A 20,959-nucleotide genomic window follows, 5' to 3' on the forward strand; every position below is an offset into this window, starting at 1 on the left:
AAGAATAGCACTTATTATAGGCGAAAACGGTTTCTTTAGACAGAATTACCCTTTTCGGTGTATATAATGGGTTCAATATAAATTAATTTATTGGATTATTTATGTCCGATTGGCCACCAAAACCTGAAAATCAAATACAAAATACGCAACAACCAGTTCAACCGACTGGCCCAGAATGGAAACTGCTGGAAAAAGCGGTTTTAGCTTCAGTAGAAGAGCAACGACGGGCACGTCGCTGGGGGATCTTCTTTAAATTTCTGACCTTCGCTTATCTGCTGGTTGTCATTCTTGCGCTGGGTAAAGGCTGTAGCATGAGTGCTTCTGATCCAAGTGCAGGCGCAGGTGCACACATTGCTGTGGTTGATATTATTGGTACGATTGCCGCAGACAAGCAAAGCGTAAACAGTAGCAATACCATCAAATCACTCAAAAAAGCCTTTGAAAACAAGCAAAGTAAGGCTGTTGTTTTAAATATTAATTCACCAGGTGGTTCACCAGTCCAGTCAGATGAAATCTGGCAGGAAATCCAGTATCTGAAAAAACAGCATCCTGAGAAAAAACTCTATGCCGTGATTGGTGATACTGGGGCTTCTGGTGCTTACTATATTGCATCCGCTGCAGATGAAATCATTGTCAATCCATCGAGTCTGGTCGGTTCAATTGGTGTGATCATGCCGAACTATGGTGTGAATAACCTGCTGCAAAAACTTGGAGTTGAAGACCGCACCATGACTTCAGGTGAAAATAAAGCTTTGCTGTCCATGACACAGCCGGTTGATCCTGCGCAAAAAGCGCATGTACAAGGTGTGCTGGATAATGTGCATGGTCACTTTATTAATGCTGTAAAGCAGGGACGTGGAGCTAAATTAAAATCGACTGATCCTGCTATTTTCTCAGGTCTGTTCTGGACCGGTGAACAGGCGGTGAAATTGGGTATTGCAGACCGTATTGGCAGTTTAAATACTTTGAAGCGTGAACTAAAAACTGAAAAAGCACTGAACTACACTATTGAATATAGTCCATTTGAGTCAGTACTGGGTCGTATGGGTTCATCGATTGGTGAAGGAATTGCAACTTCAGTGGCACAGAAACTTCAGTCAGAAAATAAAACGACCTTACAATGAAACCATTGATTCATTTTGTGCACGCCAATGGCGTGCCATCTAAAGTCTATCAAAAGCTGTTTGAAGGACTACAAGATGATTACGATATTATCTATGTGCCGTTATTAGGGCCTGATAAGCGTTATCCGATTGATAATCACTGGAAAAGTCTGACTCAGCAGGTGATTGACAGTATTGTGCGCCAATCTCATGGACGTCCGGTAATTGGTTTGGGGCATTCATTAGGTTCAGTCCTGAGTTTTCAGGCCTCCTTACAGCGTCCGGAACTTTTTTCGCAAATGATTATGCTTGATCCGCCGATGATCATGGGCAAAGAAGCCTTTGCGTTGCATATTGCAAAAACTTTTCGCTTAAAAGCACTGGACCAGATGTCACCTGCAGGTTTGTCGAAACGCCGTCGTGATCATTGGGAGTCTCGGGAACAGGCAGCTGAACTGCTACGACCGAAAGGCTTTTATCAGGATTTTGATGCAGATTGCTTCCAGGCTTACATTGACTATGCCTTAAAGGATGATCCGGTTCGAGGTGGAGTTGAACTCACCATTCCTAAAATGGATGAAGTGAATATCTTTAGAACCAATCCATCGCTATGGTGGTTACCTCAGGCTAAACCAAAAGTACCAGTGCATCTGGTGGTTGCCAAGAAAGGTCCATTTTTGGCGCGCAAATTTCCGCAGCGAGTGCAAAAGAAATTTGGCATTCCATTTACAGTGGTAGATGGTGGGCATATGTTCCCATTGGAGCAGCCTGAGCAAGTAGCGAGTCTGGTCAAACAACTGATTCAGCAACAGTCTGCTTAAAGCTCATCTCATCTAAAGAAATAAAAAAACGCGTCCGAGGATGCGTTTTTTTATATTTGGACTTTTAGAATTTGCAGAATTGAACAGGTTCTTGCATTTTTGCATTACGGTACAACACACCTTGTTCAGTATGCTGAATTGTCCCATTACAAATCCATTCTACCACTTGTGGGTAAATCAGATGTTCCAGTACATGTACCCGCTGCGCTAAAGTGTGAGCCGTATCTTGATGCGATACTTTTAACACACCCTGTGCTAAGGCTTGGCCGGCATCCAGTTCAGGAGTGACATAATGCACTGTACAACCATGCAGAACATCACCAGTATTCAGGACACGCTGATGGGTATGCATGCCTTTGTAATGTGGCAAAAGAGAAGGGTGAATATTCAGCATTTTCCCTTCCCAAGCTTTCACAAATTTTTCACTTAAAATTCGCATAAAACCCGCAAGTACGACCAGATCAACCTCCCAGTCCAGAAGCTGCTGATGCATGACATCATCAAAAGCTTCCCGGCTTGGATACTGCTTATGTTCAATGACTGCAGTCGGAATTCCTGCTTTATGAGCGCGCTCTAAAGCAAATGCTTCAGGCTTGTTAGAAAGCACCCCGACAATTTCTCCTGACAGATGGGCATCTATCAGGGCTTGCAGGTTCGATCCACTGCCTGAAACAAGTACAGCAATTTTAATCATGCGAATTACGCGAAGATCACACGAATTTTTTCGTCTGCACCTTCAACAGATTCAGCATTATCTGCAATGTGACCCATGGTCCATGCTTTCTCACCCAAACCGTTGAGTAACTCTACAGTTTTGTCTGCTTCGGCTGCATCAACAACAAGAACCATACCTACGCCACAGTTAAAGGTACGATACATTTCAAACTGTTCTACACCGCCTTCGCGTTGAAGGAGTTTGAACAGCTCAGGCCATTCCCAAGAAGATTCATTTACGACTGCTTGAGCACCGTTTGGTAATACGCGAGGCAGGTTGCCTGGTAAACCGCCACCCGTGATGTGTGCCATCGCATGTACATCAACCTGTTTTAGCAGTTCAAGAATAGATTTCACATAAATGCGTGTTGGTTCCATTGCAACATCTGCAAGTGGACGACCATCAACGATTTGATTCAGGTCAACATTTTTAACTTCAAGAATTTTACGAAGCAACGAATAACCGTTTGAATGTGCACCAGAAGATGCAACACCAATGAGTACATCACCCGCTTTTACTTTAGAGCCATCAATAATTTTGCTTTGCTCAACTACACCGACACAGAAGCCTGCAAGATCGTAATCTTCACCTTCATACATGCCTGGCATTTCAGCAGTTTCACCACCAACCAGTGCACAGCCTGCAAGTTCACAGCCAGCACCGATTCCTGTTACGACATTTGCAGCCACGTCCACATTTAGGTGACCAGTCGCATAATAGTCCAAGAAGAACAGTGGTTCAGCACCACAAACGAGAAGGTCGTTCACACACATTGCAACCAGATCTTGACCAATGGTGTCATGACGGTTCAAATTCAGTGCCAGACGTAATTTTGTACCAACACCATCTGTGCCTGATACGAGAACAGGTTCTTCATAACCTTTAGGGATTTTACAAAGGGCGCCGAAACCGCCTAATCCGCCCATTACTTCAGGACGTTTAGTACGCTTAGCGACGGACTTGATTCGGTCGACTAACGCGTCTCCCGCTTCAATATCGACACCTGCATCTTTGTAGCTTAAACCAGTGTTTGGGGTAGAAGTTGAGTTGCTCATAATGAAGTCTCCGCATTCGCGCGGGGGATTATAACCTGAATATGCAAAACTCTTATGGTATTTATGCCCTAAAATGCTATCTTTATTAAAATATTTTACTTTTTATAACGATTAATAGAGAGAAGGCGAAACTTTATGGTAGATCGCACATTGCGTCGCGTGTTTATCCTAGCTGGGATAGCTTTGTTGTTGTGGATTCTATATTTACTAAAACCCGTTGTAATTCCATTTGTTGCAGCGTTTTTGATGGCTTATCTGTTTAGTCCGCTGGTAGATAAACTGCACGATATCGGTCTGCCACGTTGGCTCTCTATTAGTATCGTTTTTACTGGAATCGGGATTGTTATGATCCTGGCGATCTGGTATCTGGTGCCGCTGATCTGGCAGCAGCTGATTTATGCGCGTGACAATATACCTGCGGTCATTGGCTGGATTAATTCAACCTTTTTGCCATGGTTGTCGAATACCTTCAATGTCGTTGAAATGGAAATTGATACCACACAGATTTCTGATGTGGTCATGGACTATGTGCAAACCAATTATAGTGCTGACAGTATTCAGGCCTTCCTGCTACGCCTTGCACAATCTGGAATTAACTTCTTGCAGATTGGCGGTACGATTGTCCTGATTCCAATTATTGCATTCTATTTCCTGCTGGATTGGGATCGTATGCTGGAAAGCTTACGTCGCCTGATTCCACGTCCTTATGAACAAAGTACATTAAGAATCGTCGGTGAATGTCACAGTGTACTTGGGGCCTTTGTGAAAGGACAATTTCTGGTGATGATTCTGCTGGGAATCGTTTATGCGATTGGTTTGCAATTGATTGGTCTTGAAGTTGGTCTGATTATTGGCATGGTGGCAGGTCTGGCCAGTATTATTCCTTATCTGGGATTTGCGGTCGGGATCATTGCAGCTGTCATTGCGACCTTCCTGCAATTCGGAATTGACTGGTGGCAACTGGTTCTGGTGGGTGTTGTGTTTATGGTCGGTCAGGCGGTAGAAGGCTATGTATTACAGCCATTCCTGCTCGGCGATAAAATAGGTTTATCTCCAGTTGCTGTGGTTTTTGCGGTATTGGCGGGCGCACAACTGGCTGGCTTCCTAGGAATGCTGATTGCTCTCCCAGTTGCAGCGGTAATTGTGGTTCTGCTCAGACATGCACGTGAATATTATGAATGCACATCATTTTATGGAAATCAGGCAGTCGTCATGAATGATCCGGCTACAGGTTCCATAAGCGTAGAAACTTCAGACTTAGATGTTGATATTGAAATGAAAAAGTCAGAAGCAAAACCACTGCAAGAGGGAAAGAAATCAAGTAAGATGGATGTACCTCTTCATAAAGACTCATAAGGCCATCAGAATCATATGCGTCAATTGCAGCTAGATATAGAACCTCAACTCGATGCTCGAATTAGTGATTTTTCGGGCCCGGGATGGGGTCATGTAATTGACGCAGTCCGACAGCTGCATGCAGGCCTAATCAGCCGCTTTTATGTGTATGGCGGAGCTGGAACAGGGAAAAGTCACTTACTCTCTGCCATTTGTGATTCTTATCTGGAAATCGGTAAGACTGCTATACAGGTGTCTTTGCTGGAGCTTCTGGATGCGCCTACTGAAGCCATTACTTCGCTGGACCGGTTTGACCTGATCGCACTGGATGATATTGAAGCCATTAGTGGGGTTCCACACTGGCAACGCGCCGTTTTTCACTTGATTAATTATAATGATGAAGGCGGTGGTCAGCTGGTATTTTCTTCCCGTTTTGCACCCATTGAGTTAAAGCTTGAATTGCCCGATTTGCAGTCCCGACTCACGCAGGCAGTCAGTGTCCGTGTCCCAAATGGCAGTCTTTATGCGGACCGATTTGCCTTGGTATCCTCGGTATTGGACCGACGCGGTATTCATCTTGATCCACAGATTTTTGATTATTTGCTAAATCACGGACCACATCAAACTTCCGTGCTTCTACAAACATTAGAACAGATTATTCAATTACTTAAAGGCGAAAAGCTGAAGGTCAGCAATGCTAACCTGCGGCAGATTTATGCATTAATTGATGAATATCGTTAAATTATAAAACATCTTGAGTAATTACTCAGTCTATGCGAAAGTAAGGCAAAATAATTCGCTGTTGCAAGGAAGATGCAACTTTAGAAGAAAAAGAAAGAAATAAAAAATTAAGGAGAAGGGTATGCTCAAGAAGAGCATAGGCATGGCTTTGCTATGTATGGCGGGGCAGGCATATAGTGCAGAAATTATTGTAACTACCACAGAAGATATTGAAAAAGATGACAAGGAATGTTCACTTCGAGAAGCTGTTGAATATGTGAATCGTGGCCTGGCTAAAGAAGGTTATATGGGCTGTGGTGGCGAAAATGCTATTGGCACCATTATCTTAAAAGAAAAAACGACCTATGTACTGAATAAGCATATCCCGATCAAGAAATCAGTAACGATTAAATCTATCGCAGAAGTAGATGGTGAATTTAGTAGTACCGATAAGGTAATGGGGTTATATAACGCTCATATTCAAATGAAAGGGACAGATAATCTCTTCCGTATTAGCAATGATGAAGAGCTGATTCAAGTCAATTTAAAAGAACTCGACCTTGAAGGTTGCGGTAAAAGCAGCTGTGCCGAACAAGGTGGCCTAATTCATAATAAAGGTAAATTGGTGATTGATTACAGCCGCTTATACAAGGGAGCTGCGAGTCAAGGTGGTGCCATTTATAATGTGGGGAAATTTGGCCAGAATCTGATTGCTTTTGCCGAAATAAAAACCAGCCTGATTGAAAATAATCAGGCGCAACAGGGTGGCATACTCTATAGCCAGCTTCCATACTTTCTGGTTTATCAAAGCGTTTTAAAGAATAACCAGACGCTGAATAATAATGCTACCAATATTTATACAGCGGGCCAAGTCGATAATCCTGCCGATATTCAATCCATTAATGCTGAAGTCCTAAGCAGTACCCTGTTAAAAAATAAGGGAGCACTGATCAATGTGATTGATGGAGTGGGAATCAATAACCTGACAATAGTGGACAATACAGGTACAGCACTACGTATTAGTGCCCCGAATGGTAAAGCCTATGTGGCGAACAGTATTATTTTAAGAAATGGTACGCAGGATTGTCAGATTGAAACTACGGATAAAAGTACGATTCACAATAACCTGCTAACAGCATCTTGTGGTACAGGTGATGCTGCGTATCCAAACCAGATCTGGACAGGTACTCGCTTGTTTGCAGAGGCTTCAGATCAAAGTGAAGGTGTTTGTCTAAATTTAAAACAAAATAGCGATGCTATTCTATGTCCTTATAGCGTTCCTAAAGATCAGTTCTTGGGCTATCTACGTCCTCGTATCCTGTTGAATTATAATCAGGTTAGTGATTCACCGATTGTAAATAGAGGGACTAGCTACAATAGCAGCAATCCTTCAGTCAGCTGTGAGGCGTCAGACCAACGCGGTGTAGACCGTTTACTAGATAACTTATTTTGTGACCGTGGTGCGATTGAAATTACAGTTCCAACATCTACCAGTCTGGTTGGACAGGATCTTCTAAAAGGAGAGACTGCAAAGTTTTCAATTGAATCTGCTTTAGGAGATAGTGATTTAATTCCTAAAGAGCAATGCAATAACATTATTGGAGAGAATCCAAAGGGTGAGCCTTGGCAAGATGGCTGCTTACAGGTTATCCAAACCAAAACTGTTTCCAAGGGCAAAACAGTCATTGATATTGATGGGAATGTTGTTTATACCCCAGATTCACAATGGCATGGTGCTGACATTTTTGAAATTCAGGTAGTTACTTCATCTACACGATTTAATAAGTCCAAACCTTATCTGGTTTTAAGTACCCAGATTGTACAGGAACCTAAAAATGAAATGAAAGACAAGTCTGTGAAAACCTCTGGTGGGGCATGGGGAATCGCTGGCTTAATGGGCTTGATAGGGTTGATCGGCCTACGTCGCAGATTAAAAGATTAAGGAAAAATCATGAAAAATTATAAAAAAGGACTGCTTGCAGCCATGATTTTATCTGCCATGAGTTTAATGGCAGCCGAAGATAAAACCATATATGTCACTACATTTGCTGACGAGGACGGGGAAAATACCAATGCCTGTTCCTTGCGTGAAGCCATTAAGACAGCCAAGCTGGATAAATCCTATGGAGGATGCAATGTTGGCCGTACATTGCGTAATGATGGTTCCGCTCCAGATGTCATCCAACTCGAAGCTGGGGAATACAAACTCAATAGTGAAATTATTGTTGAATCCCATGTCAATATTTTGGGAAAATCACCCTTCAATTATACTCAAAGAAGCCCTATTACCTTTTTATATCCAACACGTGAGGCTTTAACAACCACCATTTCAGGCCAAGGGAAAACTCGCTTATTTAATACGGTCGCTAGCCAAGCCAGCATGGTGGTAAATGGTGTCATCCTGAAAGATGGTTATGCTGCAAAAACCAGTCTGGATAAAGGTAATGGTGGAACATTTTATGTCGCCGGTCCTCTAAGCCTCGTGAATAGTGAAATTGTAAATTCACGAGCGGCTGCAGAAGGGGGAGCAATTTATGCAGTAGCGATGAATAATGAAAAAGTTATCAGGATTCAGGATTCCTTAATTCATCAGAATAAAGCAGCTACATATGGCAGTGTCTTGGCTATGGATTGTGTGGGGAATTTGGGCAGTACAGAGACCAAGCTAGAAATTAGCGCAAGCAGCATTGTCAAAAATGGTTCTACTGATACGGCCAGTATTCTGGACTTCTGTGGTTATGCCAAAGCTGATATTAGTAACTCTACGATTGCAAAAAATACGACCAGTACTACAGGTCATATTTTCCGAATGGCTAATGAAATCAGCCGTCCATTAAGTTCTTTCTTCACTTTTAGTGCCATTAATAACACGATTGTCGAAAATACTGCTCGCTCTACCATCTTTTATGACAATACTGGTAATTCGAGTCTGGCTTATAACGTGTTGGCCTTTAACCAGGGCTTGTCTTGTGAATATGCCTTGAATGGTGGGAATCCAAGTAAAGAACAAGGTGTAGATTTATTTACTGCTTATAATGCGATTCATACAAGTGGTTCCTCACGCTGTATATTACCTGAACTGGCAGAAAACAGTGTTTCAACGAATATTGATGTATCCAGTAATCAGATCACAGATCTATTAACTGCTTATATCGAACCTTCTGTAAATAACCGTTATTTAGGGATGTATTATCCTATTGATCGACAATCGAATACGGATCTGGTCAATATCGGTACAGAAAGTTGTGAAGAAACTGATCAGCGTGGAATTGAGCGGTTGACTAAGGCAACCTTATTATTTAATCCGGACGCAAAAAATTCCTGTGAAATTGGGTCGGTAGAAATCCGGCGCTTAACTGCAGCAGATATTTCTGGCCTAAAAAATAGTTCTTTAACAGAGTTGCTGGATTATTATCAGGAAAATATTGATGATATTAATTCTATTCTGGCCGATAAGAATACAAAACCTGAGGAAATACAGGGCTTAAAGGAAGAGCTAAAAGAATATGAGGATCTTTTAAAATATACCAAGCAATACCAGAAATATCGTGCCATATACGTTAATCCATTTAGTTTGGTCATGCCTCAAGAAACTTTGAATAATTCTCAAGTACAAGCTAAAGCATTAAATTCACAAAATTATGAAATTAAAGTGCAATCTTTAGGTGTAGGGTCTTTATCTGGATCAGGCAGTTCATTAATTGTTCAAGGTGCGCCTAATGATCCAAATTTAAAATGTGAATGGAAGCCTGACTTAAACCGTATCATGATGTATCGTACTGATGGCAAAGTAACCAGTCTCTCGGATACGGAGTATTGCCGTTATACAATTAAAGACAAGCAGACAGGTGCCAGCAGTACAGGTATTTTGCAGGGCGCATTTGTAAATATTAAACCGATTGTAAAAAATGATGAATATAGAATTAGCGCAGAGAACAATCTGACCGTAACTGTGAATCCATTAGAGAATGACAGCGATGATGGTGATGGTCCACGGATGAATGGCAAGGCTGCTTTCTATCGTGATAAAGATGGTCGTGAGATTCCAATTCGCATTGTCAAGCTTCCTGCCGGAGTAAACCTTTCCGCAGAGCGAGAAGGACCATGCCCAGGGAATTTTGCCGGTGAAACCTGTTATGGTGGAAAATTGACTTTTAGTGTGAAAAATACTTTTAGTCAGTCAGATTATGATATGCAGTATCATGTTTTTGATGCAGATGAGTTGATGTCAGATACAGCAAGAATTAACTTAAAAAATACGGCTAAAAATACCAATACATCATCAAGTGGTGGTGGTTCATTTGGAATTTGGGGATTGTTTGGATTATTAGGTCTGGCAGGATATCGCCGAATTAGAAAATAATTGCAGCATGAAAAAAGCCTCCGGATGGAGGCTTTTTTATTTAACTTAAGTTAATGAGTTTTGGGTTGAGTGAGTTGCTGGTATTTCTGGATATATTCTTCACGGATCGCCAGTCGTTCTTCTGGCGTTGCTTTTTGCATCCGTGCACCTAACTCCTTACGTTCCTGACTGCTCATCATTTGCCAGGTTTCACGCATACGCTGCTTTTCAGCTTCAGGAAGCTGGGTGAACCAGTCCATGCGTTGCTGTAAATTAATACGTTGCTGTTCAGGCATTTCTTTTAAGGACTGATAACGTTTAATTAATGCCAGTTGCTCGGAATCAGAAAGGGTATCCCAGGTTTCGTTGACCTGCGTATTGGCATCTTTGGAAAAAATCCAAAAACGTTCAAATCCAGCAAAGCTGGTTTGCAGGAAGCTGAATGCACAAAATGCAATTGCTAATCTTTTAGCTGCCATGTGGAACTTTGTCCTCACCTAAAACCATTAACATTTCCAGATCTTCAAGCATCTGTGGGGAGAGTTTGGGTGTAGATACCGCCTGAGTCTGAGGTTCGTTATGGCTGACAATATTCGGTAGCACTACCACGCCAGCAATCGCAGCAGCCAGAGCAAAGCTAGACATTTTTAGAAATGCAAAGCGTGAATGTTGTGCGTCCTGAATATGCTCCAGCACATGATTCATCACCACCGGTTTATCCTTGTGGTGCTGTGCCAGTCCATCAAGTTTGGAAGTTACTTGCTTTAAGAAATCATCTTGCTTCATTCGGATGATCCTCCCAGATATGGATTTAAGTGTGCTAGAGAGGCACGTAGACCTTGAATAGCACGGTGATAATGGGTTTTCACACTGCCTTCTGTACAGTTCATAATTTGCGCTGTAGTTTGAGTATCAAAGCCTTCCCAGGCTCTGAGCATAAATGCTTGCTGCTGACGCACAGGTAATTTGGCAATCGCCTCCTGAATTTCTTCAGCAGTTACTGCCTGATCCAGAAATTCTAAAGGTGAGGGCGTAGATTCATCTACCAGATTGTCAAATTCGACTTCGTCGTCATCAAGGCTGACTTTTTTGAAAAAGGAAAAGGGCTGGTTGCGACGTGCTTCTTTACGACGCCAATCCTGTAATTTGTTATTCAGAATCGTATAGAACAGGGGATACCACTCTTCAGTGCTTTTCTCTGCATAAGATTTATGCAAAGCAATAAAAGCTTCCTGAACCAGATCCATTGCGATCCCATGTTGTCCTTGAGTCGCACTTTCCATCATCACCAAAGCACGCCCAGTCACGTCCTGCATGAAATTTTTCAGGCGAGACTCTGCCGTACTCTTTAGAATACTCGCATCTTGTGACTGCAACGGTTTCGGTGCTAAATCCATAGAGATGGAAAATCCTGTCATTGGATACCCACCATTATTCCCAAGTTCATGTGCATATAACGTTGGGAATAACGATTTGGTTGACAATAAAACTTATTATTTTTGTAGTGTAATCTATTTTATAAATACACTGACTGGAATTAAAACAATGTAACCTAAATACCGTATTAGATACGTTGACGCACCATCTCAAAGAAACAGATAGAGCCTGCAATGGCAACATTCAGGGATTCCTGTCCACCTGGCTGTGGAATAGTCACCGCTTCGGCATGTTGCAGGGCATAGTCAGATACGCCTTGACCTTCATTGCCCAGAATCCAGACGCAGGCTTTACGCAAGTCTTTACTGTACAGGCTGCTAGAACGATGTGAGCTGGTGACATATACCGGAATCTTGAATTGCGGTAAAAGATCTTCCAGTGCGATATTTTCAAAAGTTTGCAAAGAAAAATGCGCGCCCATACCTGCACGTAATACCCGTGGTGACCAAAGAGATGCTGAACCCTTAGTACAAATGACCTGATCAATACCGGCAGCTGCTGCTGAACGTAGCAGGGTGCCAACATTACCGGGATCCTGCACATTTTCAAGGATCAGAGTGTCAGCCGTAAAATCAAGTGCCTGGCTTGAGCTTGGAATATCGACAATCGCCATACATGCAATCGAAGTGCCTAAGGTACTCAGGTCCTTATAAAGCGATTCACCAATGACAAAGACCACACCGGTATATTTGTTTAAAATAATGTCGAAATCAGGATGCGCTAAAGCATGTTCAGTCGTGAAGATCGAATTGATTTTCTTGTTTTCATGTAACCATGCAAGACACAGGTGCGTGCCTTCAAGCACAGTCTGTCCTTGTTTTTTTCGATAAGAATTCTGTTCAATTAAACCGCGTAAGTGTTTAATTTTAGGATTGTCTTTGGATTCAAGGAAGATGGTTGGCATAAGAAGAAAGTCCACGGCAGTCAATCAAAGATCAACTGCCGTTTAAAAATTAGTGGTGGTAGCTGGTCACAAGCTCAACTTCATTTTTTGAGCCAATGATGACCGGAACACGTTGATGCAGATTTGTAGGTTCGATTTCAAGAATGCGGACACGACCAGTCGTTGATGCACCGCCAGCCTGTTCCATCAGCATACTCATTGGATTGGCTTCATACATTAAACGTAAACGACCTGCTTTAGTTGGGTCTTTTAAGTCGTATGGGTACATGAAGATCCCGCTACGGCACAGAATACGGTGAATATCGCCGACCATACAAGCGACCCAGCGCATATTGAAATCTTTGGCGCGAGGACCTGTTTTACCTGCCAGCAATTCCTCGATATAACGCTGTACAGGCGCTTCCCAGTGACGCTGGTTCGATGCATTGATTGCATATTCTTTAGTATCAGCAGCTACCTGAATCGCTTCAGAAGTCAACAGGAACTCTTGAGTTTCAGGATCGAAAGTGAAGAATACCACACCAGCACCCACAGTCAGTGCCATCATGGTTGATGGGCCATACAGGACATAACCAGCAGCAACCTGATTGACACCAGCCTGCATGAAGTCTTCTGCCTGAGTTACACTATTTTTTGCGGGAAGAATCGAAAAGATAGTGCCCACACACATGTTGATATCAATATTGCTTGAGCCATCAAGTGGATCGAACAATACTAGATATTGACCATTTTCCTGTGCTGAAGTGAATTCATCCAGTTCTTCAGATGCTAAACCGCCTACATGTGGATGTACTTTTAATGCATCAATCAGATAATCATTAGAAATCACGTCCAGTTTCTTTTGCTCTTCGCCTTGAACATTTTCATGCTGAGCACTACCTAATACACCCGCTAGAGCACCTTTTTGCAGGAGTTGGTCAATACGCTTGCAGGTATTTCCAATTGTTTCAATTACTTGTGCAAGTTCAGGTGTGAGGTTCCCGCTTTGTTGTTGTAGGAATTGGGATAAGGTGCGGTATGACATAAGGGAAAAACTCCAAGACTTATAATCGGGGAAAAAAGATCAAAACGATATACGGCTATATTTTAGAGGAGAACGTCCGAAAAGGACAATTAAACTGAATTATTTGTTGTGATTTTGCCCTTGCAACTCCTGTGGAAAGTGCTATGTTGAATCAAAGGAAAAAATGATCATAGGAGCACAGAGATGGCAACATTAAAGTTTGATGCGACTCCAACGCCGAGCGAAGCGATTAATCTCGATGAAATTTCTGAAGACAAGATGAAAGAAGCGTGGAAGGATTACGAAGCAAAACCTGAATATAAAAAATTCAATAAACACGACATGATTGAATCCATGCAAACTGCAGAAGAAGGTGAAGGCAAAGAGTAATTTTATTCTTTGATCTTTCAAATATCCCTCTAATAAAAAAGCACTCGATTGAGTGCTTTTTTATGAATGATGTATTATTTAAATGATCACTTATTTTAGTAGTGGTGGAACAGCTTCGTAGTTGATTTCTACACGGCGGTTTTCTTTCCACGCACTTTCATCATGGCCAGGATTAACTGGCATTTCTTTACCATAGCTCACTGCTTCAAGTTGGCCTGCATTTACACCAGAAGTGATCAGGAAACTTTCTACTGCTTTGGCACGACGTTCACCAAGCGCCATGTTGTATTCACGTGTACCGCGTTCATCTGTATGGCCTGTCAGAGCTACACGAGAATTGGCATTTGCCATCAGGAACTGGGCATGTGCTTGCAGAGTACGGATATCGTCATTGCTCAGTTCACTGCTGTCATAGTCAAAGTGAACTACACGTTTAGCTAAATAAGCCTTATTTTCCGCAGTTACACCTTTAGCAGATGCACCGGCCATATTTTGAGCACTTAAAGCTGCATCTTCACTTAGACCTTCAGTGTTTACAGTGGTGGTGCCACTGGTATCCAGGTTGCCAGTTTGGACTTCAGCTGCTGGTTTACGGCTGGCACAACCAGTCATTACGACTGCAGCTGCAAGTAAAGGAAGTGCAAATAATTTTACTTTGTTCATTCTTCATCTCCATGAAGGTTGATTATGGGGTAAAGCATTTATAAATATTGAACTATTATTTTGGTGCCCAAGCAGGTTCGCGGACTTCACCTGTTTCACTTGGCAGATTCATGCGGAACCGGCCATCGAGAGACATAATGGATAACAATCCACGGTTACCTTCGCGAGTGGCATAGACCACCATCTGACCATTTGGCGAGAAGCTAGGTGATTCATCCAGGCTGGTTGGCGTCAGGATATTGGTCACACCTGAGCTAATATCTTGTACAGCCACTTTATAGTTACTGCCACTTGGACGATGAACCAATGCAAGTTTCTTACCATCTGCACTTAAGGTCGCGCGGGCATTAAATGCGCCACGGAAAGTCAGACGTTTGGTACTTTCATTATTAAAATCATAGCGGTAAATCTGCGGAGAACCACCACGATCTGAAGTAAAGATAAATGATTTTCCATCCGGCGCATAACGTGCTTCTGTATCAATTGCGCTATCGTTGGTCATGCGTTTTAACTGACGTGTTTCCAGATTCATCTGATAGATTTCCGGGTTACCGTGCATAGACGCAGTGAACAGCATGCTCTTGCCATCTGGAGAGAAGCTTGGCGCACCGTTTAAACCACGGAAGCTGGCCAGCTTTTCACGTTGACCAGTCGCCAGATCCTGTACATAAATGGCCGGACGTTTGGTTTCAAAAGATACATATGCAATTTTTTTCGCGTCCGGTGTCCAGGCAGGTGACAGGATTGGATCACGCGAAGTCAAAATGGTCTTTGGCTGTTCACCATCCGTATCGGCAATCTGTAAGGTATAACGCTGATCAGGCGTTGCCGGATTACGTAACACATAAGCAATACGGCCGGTGAAGTCTCCCGGAATACCGGTTAATGCCTGATAGATGGCATCACTGATCATATGGGCTGCCTGACGGGTACGTGAAGCAGGAACAGTCAGCAACTCATTCAGTAAGTATTGACGTTTTTCGACATCATACAATTGATACTGAATGCTATAAGAACCATCCGGATTGGTCTTGGATGAACCGGTCACCACATAGGGTACGCCTGCAGCTGCCCAAGCTTCAGCATTTGGCGAATTTAGTTGTGCTGTAGCAGGTAAATTCTTCGAGGCACTGGCAAATTTACCAGAACGATTCAGGTCATTTTCCACCACCGGATAAATACTCTGATCCTGGCTAAAAGGCACAATGGCAATTTTAGGAGCAGCTTCAGGAGCTTTGGTAATTTCCAGATGCAGTTGGGCCTGAGACTGGGTCGCAGTGACCGCACCCAAAGTGGTCATGATTGCAAGGCAGAGTAGGTGTTTGCGTGTCTTTTCCATCATTCGTTATTTACTCAAATCAACGGAGTTATTTATAAGTGATTGGGCTACATCATCGCATGGATTTATGCGAAATAGACCACGAATTTATCATCAAACTGTTATATCACTATGGGGAGTGATTATTATTTAATCTGTTTCAATTGAAGTTTAACTCAAAAAAACAGCCATAACACTTTTTCTTTATTATGGCTGTTTTTCATTAATGAGCTGTAAAGGTTGAAGTAAAACTTCGTGCTTCACGGCGTGCATCCGGATCTGAAGGCATTGGATAAGGTGCAGCAGCACGTACTGCCGCTTCTACACTGGCTTTCATATCTGGATCACTGGCACTCACCACCACAGAAACCACAGAACCACTATCGCTCAAAGTGACCCGAGCAGTCGCTTTCTGGCCTGAGGAGCCCACTGGGGTATCCCATGCACGTCTGATTTTATTTTCGAAATCACGTTTTGCAGTAGAGGCAATTCGCTTAGATTCCGCTTTTTTCTGTGCAGCTTCTTCAGCAGCCTGTTTGGCTGCAGAGGCTTTGGCATCAGCTTCTGCTTTAGCCTTTGCCGCAGCCTCAGCTTTATGTTTAGCATCCGCCTCTGCTTTAGCTTTTGCAGCGGCATCAGCTTTATGCTTGGCATCAGCATCCGCTTTGGCCTTCGCAGCGGCATCAGCTTTACGTTTAGCTTCGGCCTCTGCTTTAGCTTTCGCCGCAGCGTCAGCTTTGTGCTTGGCATCTGCTTCCGCTTTAGCCTTCGCAGCTGCGTCAGCTTTACGTTTAGCTTCAGCCTCTGCTTTGGCTTTTGCCGCAGCGTCAGCTTTATGTTTAGCATCCGCCTCTGCTTTGGCTTTTGCAGCCGCATCGGCTTTACGTTTAGCTTCGGCATCTGCCTTGGCTTTTGCCGCAGCATCCGCTTTTGCCTTGGCTTGAGCCTCTGCTTTTTGCTTGGCGGCTAAATCAGCCTTTTTCTGCGCTTCAAGTTTGGCTTTTTGCGCAGCATCGGCTTTACGCTGTGCTTCTACTTCAGCCTTACGCGCTGCTTCAGCTTCGGCTTTAGATTTTTGTGCAGCCTCTGCTTTGGCTTTGGCAGCAGCCTGTTTTGCCTGGTCAGCAGCTTCAGCACGTTTTGCTGCTTCGGCTGCTTGCTGGGCGGCTTTGGCTTGAGCAAGCTCTGCTGCTTTGGCTTCTTGCTGAGCTTTTTGAATATCGATCTGTGGGGGTGCTGGTGCAGGCTGCGGTGCCGGAGGTGTCGGTGCAGCTGCTGTTGGCACTACAGGCGCAGGCTCTACACTCGGTTCAGCAGTTTGGGTAATTTCTTCTGCAATATTTTCATGTGCAGTTTCTTCAAACTCAGTTTCTTCACGAGTCACCGGCTTGAGGTCTTCAGGTTTAATTAAGACCGTTTTAATCTGTTTTGGCGGTTCAGGTGGCTTACTCATGCCCAGAAAAAGCAGGCCCACCAAAGCAACTGCATGGATTCCTAGCGTAAACCCAATCGCAATTGCTTTCTTCTGAAACGGTGGTTTCTGATAATTTTTCATACTTTATTCTAATGGCTTGGTCAGTAAACCCACTCGGGACAAACCCGCATCCTGCAGGCTTGACATTAAGGCCATCACATCGCCATAAGGGCGGGTGGTATGACCATTGATCACGACATTGAGGACCTTGTTTTCACTTTCCGCAGTGCTTTGCGCTTCTATCAAAGTCTGCGTCAAAGCCTCTAGGGTGACAGGACCTGTGGTCTGATTTTTATATTCCAGAAAATAAGTACCATCTTCTTTTAAAGTGACGATCGTAGGCGCATCTTTGGATTCGATCGGTAAGCCATTGGCCTGCGGCAAATCGACCTTGATGCCACTGGTAATCATTGGAGCAGTTACCATGAAGATGACCAGAAGTACCAGCATCACATCGATGTAAGGCACCACATTCATGTCACTTTTCAGTGGTTTTTTAATGCGCTCGAAGCGTCCTGAACGTTGAATGGCCATTAGTCATTGTCCTGCGTAGCGCCCACAGATTGACGTTGCAGCAGAGCCACCATTTCTTCAGCGAACAGGGCACGGTCAGAGTACAGTGCTTCACCTTTAGATGTGAAATGGTTAAAGGCTAAAACCGCAGGAATTGCAGCAAATAAACCAATCGCCGTTGCAATCAGGGCCTCTGCAATACCAGGTGCGACAGTGGCCAAAGTGACCTGATCCACATCTGCCAGGCCAATAAAGGCATTCATGATGCCCCAGACGGTACCAAACAGACCGACATAAGGAGCAACTGAACCAATACTGGCCAGCGCACCCAAGCCTTGTTCCAGATGTCCCTGATCACGACTTAAACCTACCCGCAGAATACGTTCGGTTCCTTCAATTGACTGGGCAGTTGGAGCATGGCGTTTTTTAAGTTTAAGGAACTCGCCCAGACCCTGATAGAAGATATCTTCCAGACCAGTACGTTTGGAATTGAGCTGGGCATTGTTATAAAGCGTCTTGAGTTCGGCACCTGACCAGAAAATTTTCTGGAAATGATTGTCATCAGCCTGAGCCTTTTTATAGCTCATGGTTAACTTAGCAATCAGATACCAGCTGTACAACGAGGCTAACAGGAGAGAAAGCATCACCAGTTGTACGACAGGGCTTGCTTGTAAAATAAGATCTGAGACTTGAAGAGATGATTCTAACTGAGTTGCCATAGCTGTTACGTGTGCCAAATAATTTTTTTTAGTCTTGTTCCAATTCTTTATGAATCAGTTCGCGGATTTCATCAGGAAGACGACGTGGTTTCATGTCTGCACTAATACATGCCAACTCGACCTCACCAGATGCAAGCATGATTTCACCACGATAAATATTTTGTTGCAATACAAATGATGAAGCTTTACATGAAATGACACGTGCAGTCACGGTAATCAGGTCATCCATGAGGATTGGACGCATATATTTGACATTAATTTTGTGCACAACAAAGTTATAGTCGGATTGATGCCAGTAGTGACTCACTCCGGAAGCACGTAACCATTCAGTACGGGTACGTTCCATATAGCGAATATGGTTAGCGTGGTAGACAATGCCACCCGCATCAGTATCTTCAATATAGACGCGGATATTGAATTCAAAGTGATTCGCCATAGTTTTGTTCCATGCAGATTTTACGAAATTATTGCTTGTTTTTAGAGGCTGGAGCAGGCTTAGAATTTGCCTTATTCATTCCAAAAGTCAAGCAATTTAGCGCGTCAAAGTTTAGCACTGTGAGCTTTGAGACCAATGGCACAAGATGTCAAATCTGGATGGAGTAGGGGCTAAGCCAGTACGGAACGACCAATTGCTTATTAATACGGCGAAGTAAAAGCATGAATGAGACCAGTCACTCATGCTGGAGGAACTAAGAATCAGCTTTTGTTATTTTGCTTCCAGCTCATTTGTACCTGATTGGCTACTTTCGGATAATCCAGTATAAAACGGACATGACTTTCTACGCCGGTTTTTAAAGTCGCATCATCGACTATAAAATTCGGGTTATGGTTCGGTGCTGCTTTGGCTGGGTCCTGATCGGCTGGCGTTGCACCGACGAAGACAAACAATGATGGCATCAGCTTGCCATAATAAGCAAAGTCTTCACTGGCACTAGCATTGTTATCAAGCAGATGCAGTTTATTTTCACCATTCACCTTAGCCAGAGTCGGACGCATCAATTCGGTCAAGGTTTTGTCATTGGTGGTAACAGGTGCATAGGGTGCAATTTCTACTTTGACTTTGACATCATTGGCTGCGGCATTGTGTTCCAGCATTTCCGGCAAGTCTTTTAAAATGCCTTGACGGACATCTTCACTGTTAGAACGAATCGTACCGACCATATTCACCTGATTAGGAATCACATTTCCTGTGGTACCACCCTGAATACTTCCAATACTGACCACGCCCATGCCTTTGGTCAGATCTGCTTTGCGGCTCACCAGACTTTGTAAATTATTAATCATCTGTGCAGAAGCATAGATGGGATCGCGACCTGCCCAAGGCATTGAACCGTGTACCTGATGGCCATCTACCTGTATACGTAAATGATCCGCGCTATTGAGAATCGCACCATCTTTATAGAAAATATTGCCACTTGGCATGCCAGCCATCACATGCATCCCGAAAATGACTTCAGGCTGAGGATTCTTGAGTGCGCCATCAGCCAGCATTTTACGTGAGCCGATCTGATCGCCTTGGCTAAAGTTATCAATATCTGCACCGCCTTCTTCAGCAGGCTGGAATACAAACACCAAGGTTCCGGCAATCTTATCTTTATTAGCAGCGAGCACTTTGGCGGCACCTAGTAGCATTGCAGTATGCGCATCATGACCGCAGGCATGCATCACATAAGTTGCCTTACCTTGATAAATGCCTTTCTGCTTGCTGGCAAAAGGTACGGTTGCCGTTTCCTGAATCGGCAAGGCATCCATATCTGCACGTAATGCCATGACTGGGCCAGGTTTTGCACCCTTTAGAACGCCGATCACGCCTGTTTTGGCATAACCTTTACGTACTTCAATACCATAGGACTTTAATTCTTTTTGTACTAATTCCGAGGTTTTGAATTCCATATTGCCCAGTTCAGGATATTGGTGAATATGCTGGCGCAGTTTGATGGTATGCGCTTCGGCTACTTTAACAGAATCGTCTACCCAATCTGCTAAAGCCAGTTGACTACAGAATAGAAGAGGGAGACAAAGTGAAAGCGTCTTATGCATGTTCATATCAGGGAGAACCTTAAAAATCTGAATAGAGTTAAAGAGATGCCTGAGCATTACATAATGCACTACATTTGACCAAAACCCTCTGAATATGGATTTCATACCTTTTCGGTATATTCATTTTTAGTACTTGCTGATAAAGGGAATTTTCTAGAGCTAAATATTGTAAAATTAGGTAATTATAAAAATTTAACGGTCTATTTTATTTAAAAAATTCAAACGAATAGAGAATTATTAAAAGGAATTTGTATCTGATTTAAAAATCTTTCATTAGACATCTTTCATAAATCATTTTTTGCTCAGTTCCAAGTTGTAGATTCCAGCGATTAAATTGAATCTCAAACCAAGCCTTTTACCTCTATTTCGATAACGCTCAGCAAGGATTTTGAAGGTTTTCAGGCTGC

Annotated in this window: 21 protein-coding genes and 1 pseudogene; 7 read left to right on the forward strand and 15 right to left on the reverse strand. The window is 43.2% G+C overall.

Going from position 1 to position 20,959, the window contains the following annotated elements:
• The first annotated feature begins 101 nt into the window (after nt 1–101).
• Together sppA and FTV25_RS13370 are read left to right on the forward strand one after the other, a co-directional pair.
• On the forward strand, nt 102–1,124 hold the full coding sequence (gene sppA, locus FTV25_RS13365) for a signal peptide peptidase SppA (protein WP_166137701.1): 1,023 nt from the start codon (nt 102–104) through the stop codon (nt 1,122–1,124).
• Complete coding sequence (locus FTV25_RS13370) at nt 1,121–1,924, forward strand: alpha/beta fold hydrolase (RefSeq protein ID WP_180004100.1); 804 nt, start codon at nt 1,121–1,123, stop codon at nt 1,922–1,924. The genes sppA and FTV25_RS13370 overlap by 4 nt, the downstream gene beginning before the upstream one ends.
• 64 nt (nt 1,925–1,988) lie before the next feature.
• On the opposite strand, the gene purN is transcribed toward FTV25_RS13370, so the two are convergent.
• Both purN and purM read right to left on the reverse strand, forming a co-directional pair.
• Nucleotides 1,989–2,618 carry a phosphoribosylglycinamide formyltransferase gene (gene purN / locus FTV25_RS13375; protein WP_180004098.1) on the reverse strand — a complete coding sequence of 210 codons (630 nt, stop codon included), beginning with the start codon at nt 2,616–2,618 and terminating at the stop codon, nt 1,989–1,991.
• 5 nt (nt 2,619–2,623) lie between these two features.
• Nucleotides 2,624–3,694 (reverse strand): phosphoribosylformylglycinamidine cyclo-ligase, encoded by a 1,071-nt coding sequence (gene purM / locus FTV25_RS13380; protein WP_159124044.1) that lies wholly within the window; start codon nt 3,692–3,694, stop codon nt 2,624–2,626.
• 135 nt (nt 3,695–3,829) lie between these two features.
• On the opposite strand from purM, the gene cxpE reads away from it, so the two are divergent.
• From cxpE to FTV25_RS13400, 4 genes are all read left to right on the forward strand, one after another.
• Nucleotides 3,830–5,050: a chloramphenicol efflux transporter CxpE gene (gene cxpE / locus FTV25_RS13385; protein ID WP_180004096.1), complete on the forward strand. Its 1,221-nt coding sequence runs from the start codon at nt 3,830–3,832 to the stop codon at nt 5,048–5,050.
• Between the two features lie 15 nt (nt 5,051–5,065).
• The gene (hda, locus tag FTV25_RS13390) at nt 5,066–5,770 is read left to right on the forward strand and encodes a DnaA regulatory inactivator Hda (protein ID WP_159124042.1); all 705 of its coding nucleotides are present in this window, start codon (nt 5,066–5,068) and stop codon (nt 5,768–5,770) included.
• 121 nt (nt 5,771–5,891) lie between these two features.
• Nucleotides 5,892–7,691 carry a rhombotarget A gene (rbtA, locus tag FTV25_RS13395; RefSeq protein WP_180004094.1) on the forward strand — a complete coding sequence of 600 codons (1,800 nt, stop codon included), beginning with the start codon at nt 5,892–5,894 and terminating at the stop codon, nt 7,689–7,691.
• Nucleotides 7,692–7,700: 9 nt separating this feature from the next.
• Entirely contained in the window at nt 7,701–10,112 is a 2,412-nt protein-coding gene (locus FTV25_RS13400; protein ID WP_180004092.1) for a CSLREA domain-containing protein, read from the forward strand.
• Nucleotides 10,113–10,162: 50 nt separating this feature from the next.
• Here FTV25_RS13400 and FTV25_RS13405 read toward each other — a convergent pair whose 3' ends face one another.
• From FTV25_RS13405 to FTV25_RS13425, 5 genes are all read right to left on the reverse strand, one after another.
• Nucleotides 10,163–10,570, reverse strand: coding sequence for a DUF3106 domain-containing protein (locus FTV25_RS13405; protein WP_159124038.1), 408 nt, complete (start codon nt 10,568–10,570; stop codon nt 10,163–10,165).
• Nucleotides 10,560–10,877, reverse strand: coding sequence for a hypothetical protein (locus FTV25_RS13410; protein WP_180004090.1), 318 nt, complete (start codon nt 10,875–10,877; stop codon nt 10,560–10,562). Before FTV25_RS13410 ends, FTV25_RS13405 begins: the two co-directional genes overlap by 11 nt.
• The gene (locus FTV25_RS13415) at nt 10,874–11,488 is read right to left on the reverse strand and encodes an RNA polymerase sigma factor (RefSeq protein WP_159124054.1); all 615 of its coding nucleotides are present in this window, start codon (nt 11,486–11,488) and stop codon (nt 10,874–10,876) included. The genes FTV25_RS13410 and FTV25_RS13415 overlap by 4 nt, the downstream gene beginning before the upstream one ends.
• Nucleotides 11,489–11,655: 167 nt before the next feature.
• Nucleotides 11,656–12,432 (reverse strand): RNA methyltransferase, encoded by a 777-nt coding sequence (locus FTV25_RS13420; protein WP_159124036.1) that lies wholly within the window; start codon nt 12,430–12,432, stop codon nt 11,656–11,658.
• Nucleotides 12,433–12,481: 49 nt separating this feature from the next.
• Nucleotides 12,482–13,456 (reverse strand): class 1 fructose-bisphosphatase, encoded by a 975-nt coding sequence (locus FTV25_RS13425; protein WP_180004088.1) that lies wholly within the window; start codon nt 13,454–13,456, stop codon nt 12,482–12,484.
• A 183-nt stretch (nt 13,457–13,639) separates the two neighbouring features.
• Between FTV25_RS13425 and FTV25_RS13430 the strand changes: the two genes are divergently transcribed.
• A complete protein-coding gene (locus FTV25_RS13430) occupies nt 13,640–13,825 on the forward strand; it encodes an NF038105 family protein (protein WP_180004086.1) in 186 nt (61 codons plus the stop codon).
• Nucleotides 13,826–13,915: 90 nt separating this feature from the next.
• On the opposite strand, the gene pal is transcribed toward FTV25_RS13430, so the two are convergent.
• From pal to FTV25_RS13470, 8 genes and pseudogenes are all read right to left on the reverse strand, one after another.
• Entirely contained in the window at nt 13,916–14,488 is a 573-nt protein-coding gene (pal, locus tag FTV25_RS13435; RefSeq protein ID WP_159124033.1) for a peptidoglycan-associated lipoprotein Pal, read from the reverse strand.
• 55 nt (nt 14,489–14,543) lie between these two features.
• Nucleotides 14,544–15,827, reverse strand: a complete 1,284-nt coding sequence (gene tolB, locus FTV25_RS13440; protein WP_175968221.1) for a Tol-Pal system beta propeller repeat protein TolB — start codon at nt 15,825–15,827, stop codon at nt 14,544–14,546.
• A gap of 202 nt (nt 15,828–16,029) precedes the next feature.
• On the reverse strand, nt 16,030–17,361 hold the full coding sequence (tolA, locus tag FTV25_RS13445) for a cell envelope integrity protein TolA (protein WP_180004084.1): 1,332 nt from the start codon (nt 17,359–17,361) through the stop codon (nt 16,030–16,032).
• A 3-nt stretch (nt 17,362–17,364) separates the two neighbouring features.
• Nucleotides 17,365–17,814 carry a protein TolR gene (gene tolR, locus FTV25_RS13450; RefSeq protein WP_180004082.1) on the reverse strand — a complete coding sequence of 150 codons (450 nt, stop codon included), beginning with the start codon at nt 17,812–17,814 and terminating at the stop codon, nt 17,365–17,367.
• Nucleotides 17,814–18,512, reverse strand: coding sequence for a protein TolQ (tolQ, locus tag FTV25_RS13455; protein ID WP_179992679.1), 699 nt, complete (start codon nt 18,510–18,512; stop codon nt 17,814–17,816). Before tolQ ends, tolR begins: the two co-directional genes overlap by 1 nt.
• 28 nt (nt 18,513–18,540) lie before the next feature.
• Nucleotides 18,541–18,948 carry a tol-pal system-associated acyl-CoA thioesterase gene (ybgC, locus tag FTV25_RS13460; protein WP_034170923.1) on the reverse strand — a complete coding sequence of 136 codons (408 nt, stop codon included), beginning with the start codon at nt 18,946–18,948 and terminating at the stop codon, nt 18,541–18,543.
• 260 nt (nt 18,949–19,208) lie between these two features.
• Nucleotides 19,209–20,558: an amidohydrolase gene (locus FTV25_RS13465; protein ID WP_373683636.1), complete on the reverse strand. Its 1,350-nt coding sequence runs from the start codon at nt 20,556–20,558 to the stop codon at nt 19,209–19,211.
• Between the two features lie 285 nt (nt 20,559–20,843).
• Nucleotides 20,844–20,959 (reverse strand): annotated as a pseudogene (locus FTV25_RS13470) (IS5/IS1182 family transposase); the annotation flags it as partial.

This window comes from Acinetobacter sp. YH12249 (assembly GCF_013417475.1).
Classification (GTDB): Bacteria; Pseudomonadota; Gammaproteobacteria; order Pseudomonadales; family Moraxellaceae; genus Acinetobacter.

Coding starts and splice junctions, on each gene's coding strand:
- sppA (WP_166137701.1), top strand. CDS start 102: ATGTCCGATTGGCCACCAAAACCTGAAAATCAAATACAAAATACGCAA.
- FTV25_RS13370 (WP_180004100.1), top strand. CDS start 1,121: ATGAAACCATTGATTCATTTTGTGCACGCCAATGGCGTGCCATCTAAA.
- purN (WP_180004098.1), bottom strand. CDS start 2,618: ATGATTAAAATTGCTGTACTTGTTTCAGGCAGTGGATCGAACCTGCAA.
- purM (WP_159124044.1), bottom strand. CDS start 3,694: ATGAGCAACTCAACTTCTACCCCAAACACTGGTTTAAGCTACAAAGAT.
- cxpE (WP_180004096.1), top strand. CDS start 3,830: ATGGTAGATCGCACATTGCGTCGCGTGTTTATCCTAGCTGGGATAGCT.
- hda (WP_159124042.1), top strand. CDS start 5,066: ATGCGTCAATTGCAGCTAGATATAGAACCTCAACTCGATGCTCGAATT.
- rbtA (WP_180004094.1), top strand. CDS start 5,892: ATGCTCAAGAAGAGCATAGGCATGGCTTTGCTATGTATGGCGGGGCAG.
- FTV25_RS13400 (WP_180004092.1), top strand. CDS start 7,701: ATGAAAAATTATAAAAAAGGACTGCTTGCAGCCATGATTTTATCTGCC.
- FTV25_RS13405 (WP_159124038.1), bottom strand. CDS start 10,570: ATGGCAGCTAAAAGATTAGCAATTGCATTTTGTGCATTCAGCTTCCTG.
- FTV25_RS13410 (WP_180004090.1), bottom strand. CDS start 10,877: ATGAAGCAAGATGATTTCTTAAAGCAAGTAACTTCCAAACTTGATGGA.
- FTV25_RS13415 (WP_159124054.1), bottom strand. CDS start 11,488: ATGGATTTAGCACCGAAACCGTTGCAGTCACAAGATGCGAGTATTCTA.
- FTV25_RS13420 (WP_159124036.1), bottom strand. CDS start 12,432: ATGCCAACCATCTTCCTTGAATCCAAAGACAATCCTAAAATTAAACAC.
- FTV25_RS13425 (WP_180004088.1), bottom strand. CDS start 13,456: ATGTCATACCGCACCTTATCCCAATTCCTACAACAACAAAGCGGGAAC.
- FTV25_RS13430 (WP_180004086.1), top strand. CDS start 13,640: ATGGCAACATTAAAGTTTGATGCGACTCCAACGCCGAGCGAAGCGATT.
- pal (WP_159124033.1), bottom strand. CDS start 14,488: ATGAACAAAGTAAAATTATTTGCACTTCCTTTACTTGCAGCTGCAGTC.
- tolB (WP_175968221.1), bottom strand. CDS start 15,827: ATGGAAAAGACACGCAAACACCTACTCTGCCTTGCAATCATGACCACT.
- tolA (WP_180004084.1), bottom strand. CDS start 17,361: ATGAAAAATTATCAGAAACCACCGTTTCAGAAGAAAGCAATTGCGATT.
- tolR (WP_180004082.1), bottom strand. CDS start 17,814: ATGGCCATTCAACGTTCAGGACGCTTCGAGCGCATTAAAAAACCACTG.
- tolQ (WP_179992679.1), bottom strand. CDS start 18,512: ATGGCAACTCAGTTAGAATCATCTCTTCAAGTCTCAGATCTTATTTTA.
- ybgC (WP_034170923.1), bottom strand. CDS start 18,948: ATGGCGAATCACTTTGAATTCAATATCCGCGTCTATATTGAAGATACT.
- FTV25_RS13465 (WP_373683636.1), bottom strand. CDS start 20,558: ATGAACATGCATAAGACGCTTTCACTTTGTCTCCCTCTTCTATTCTGT.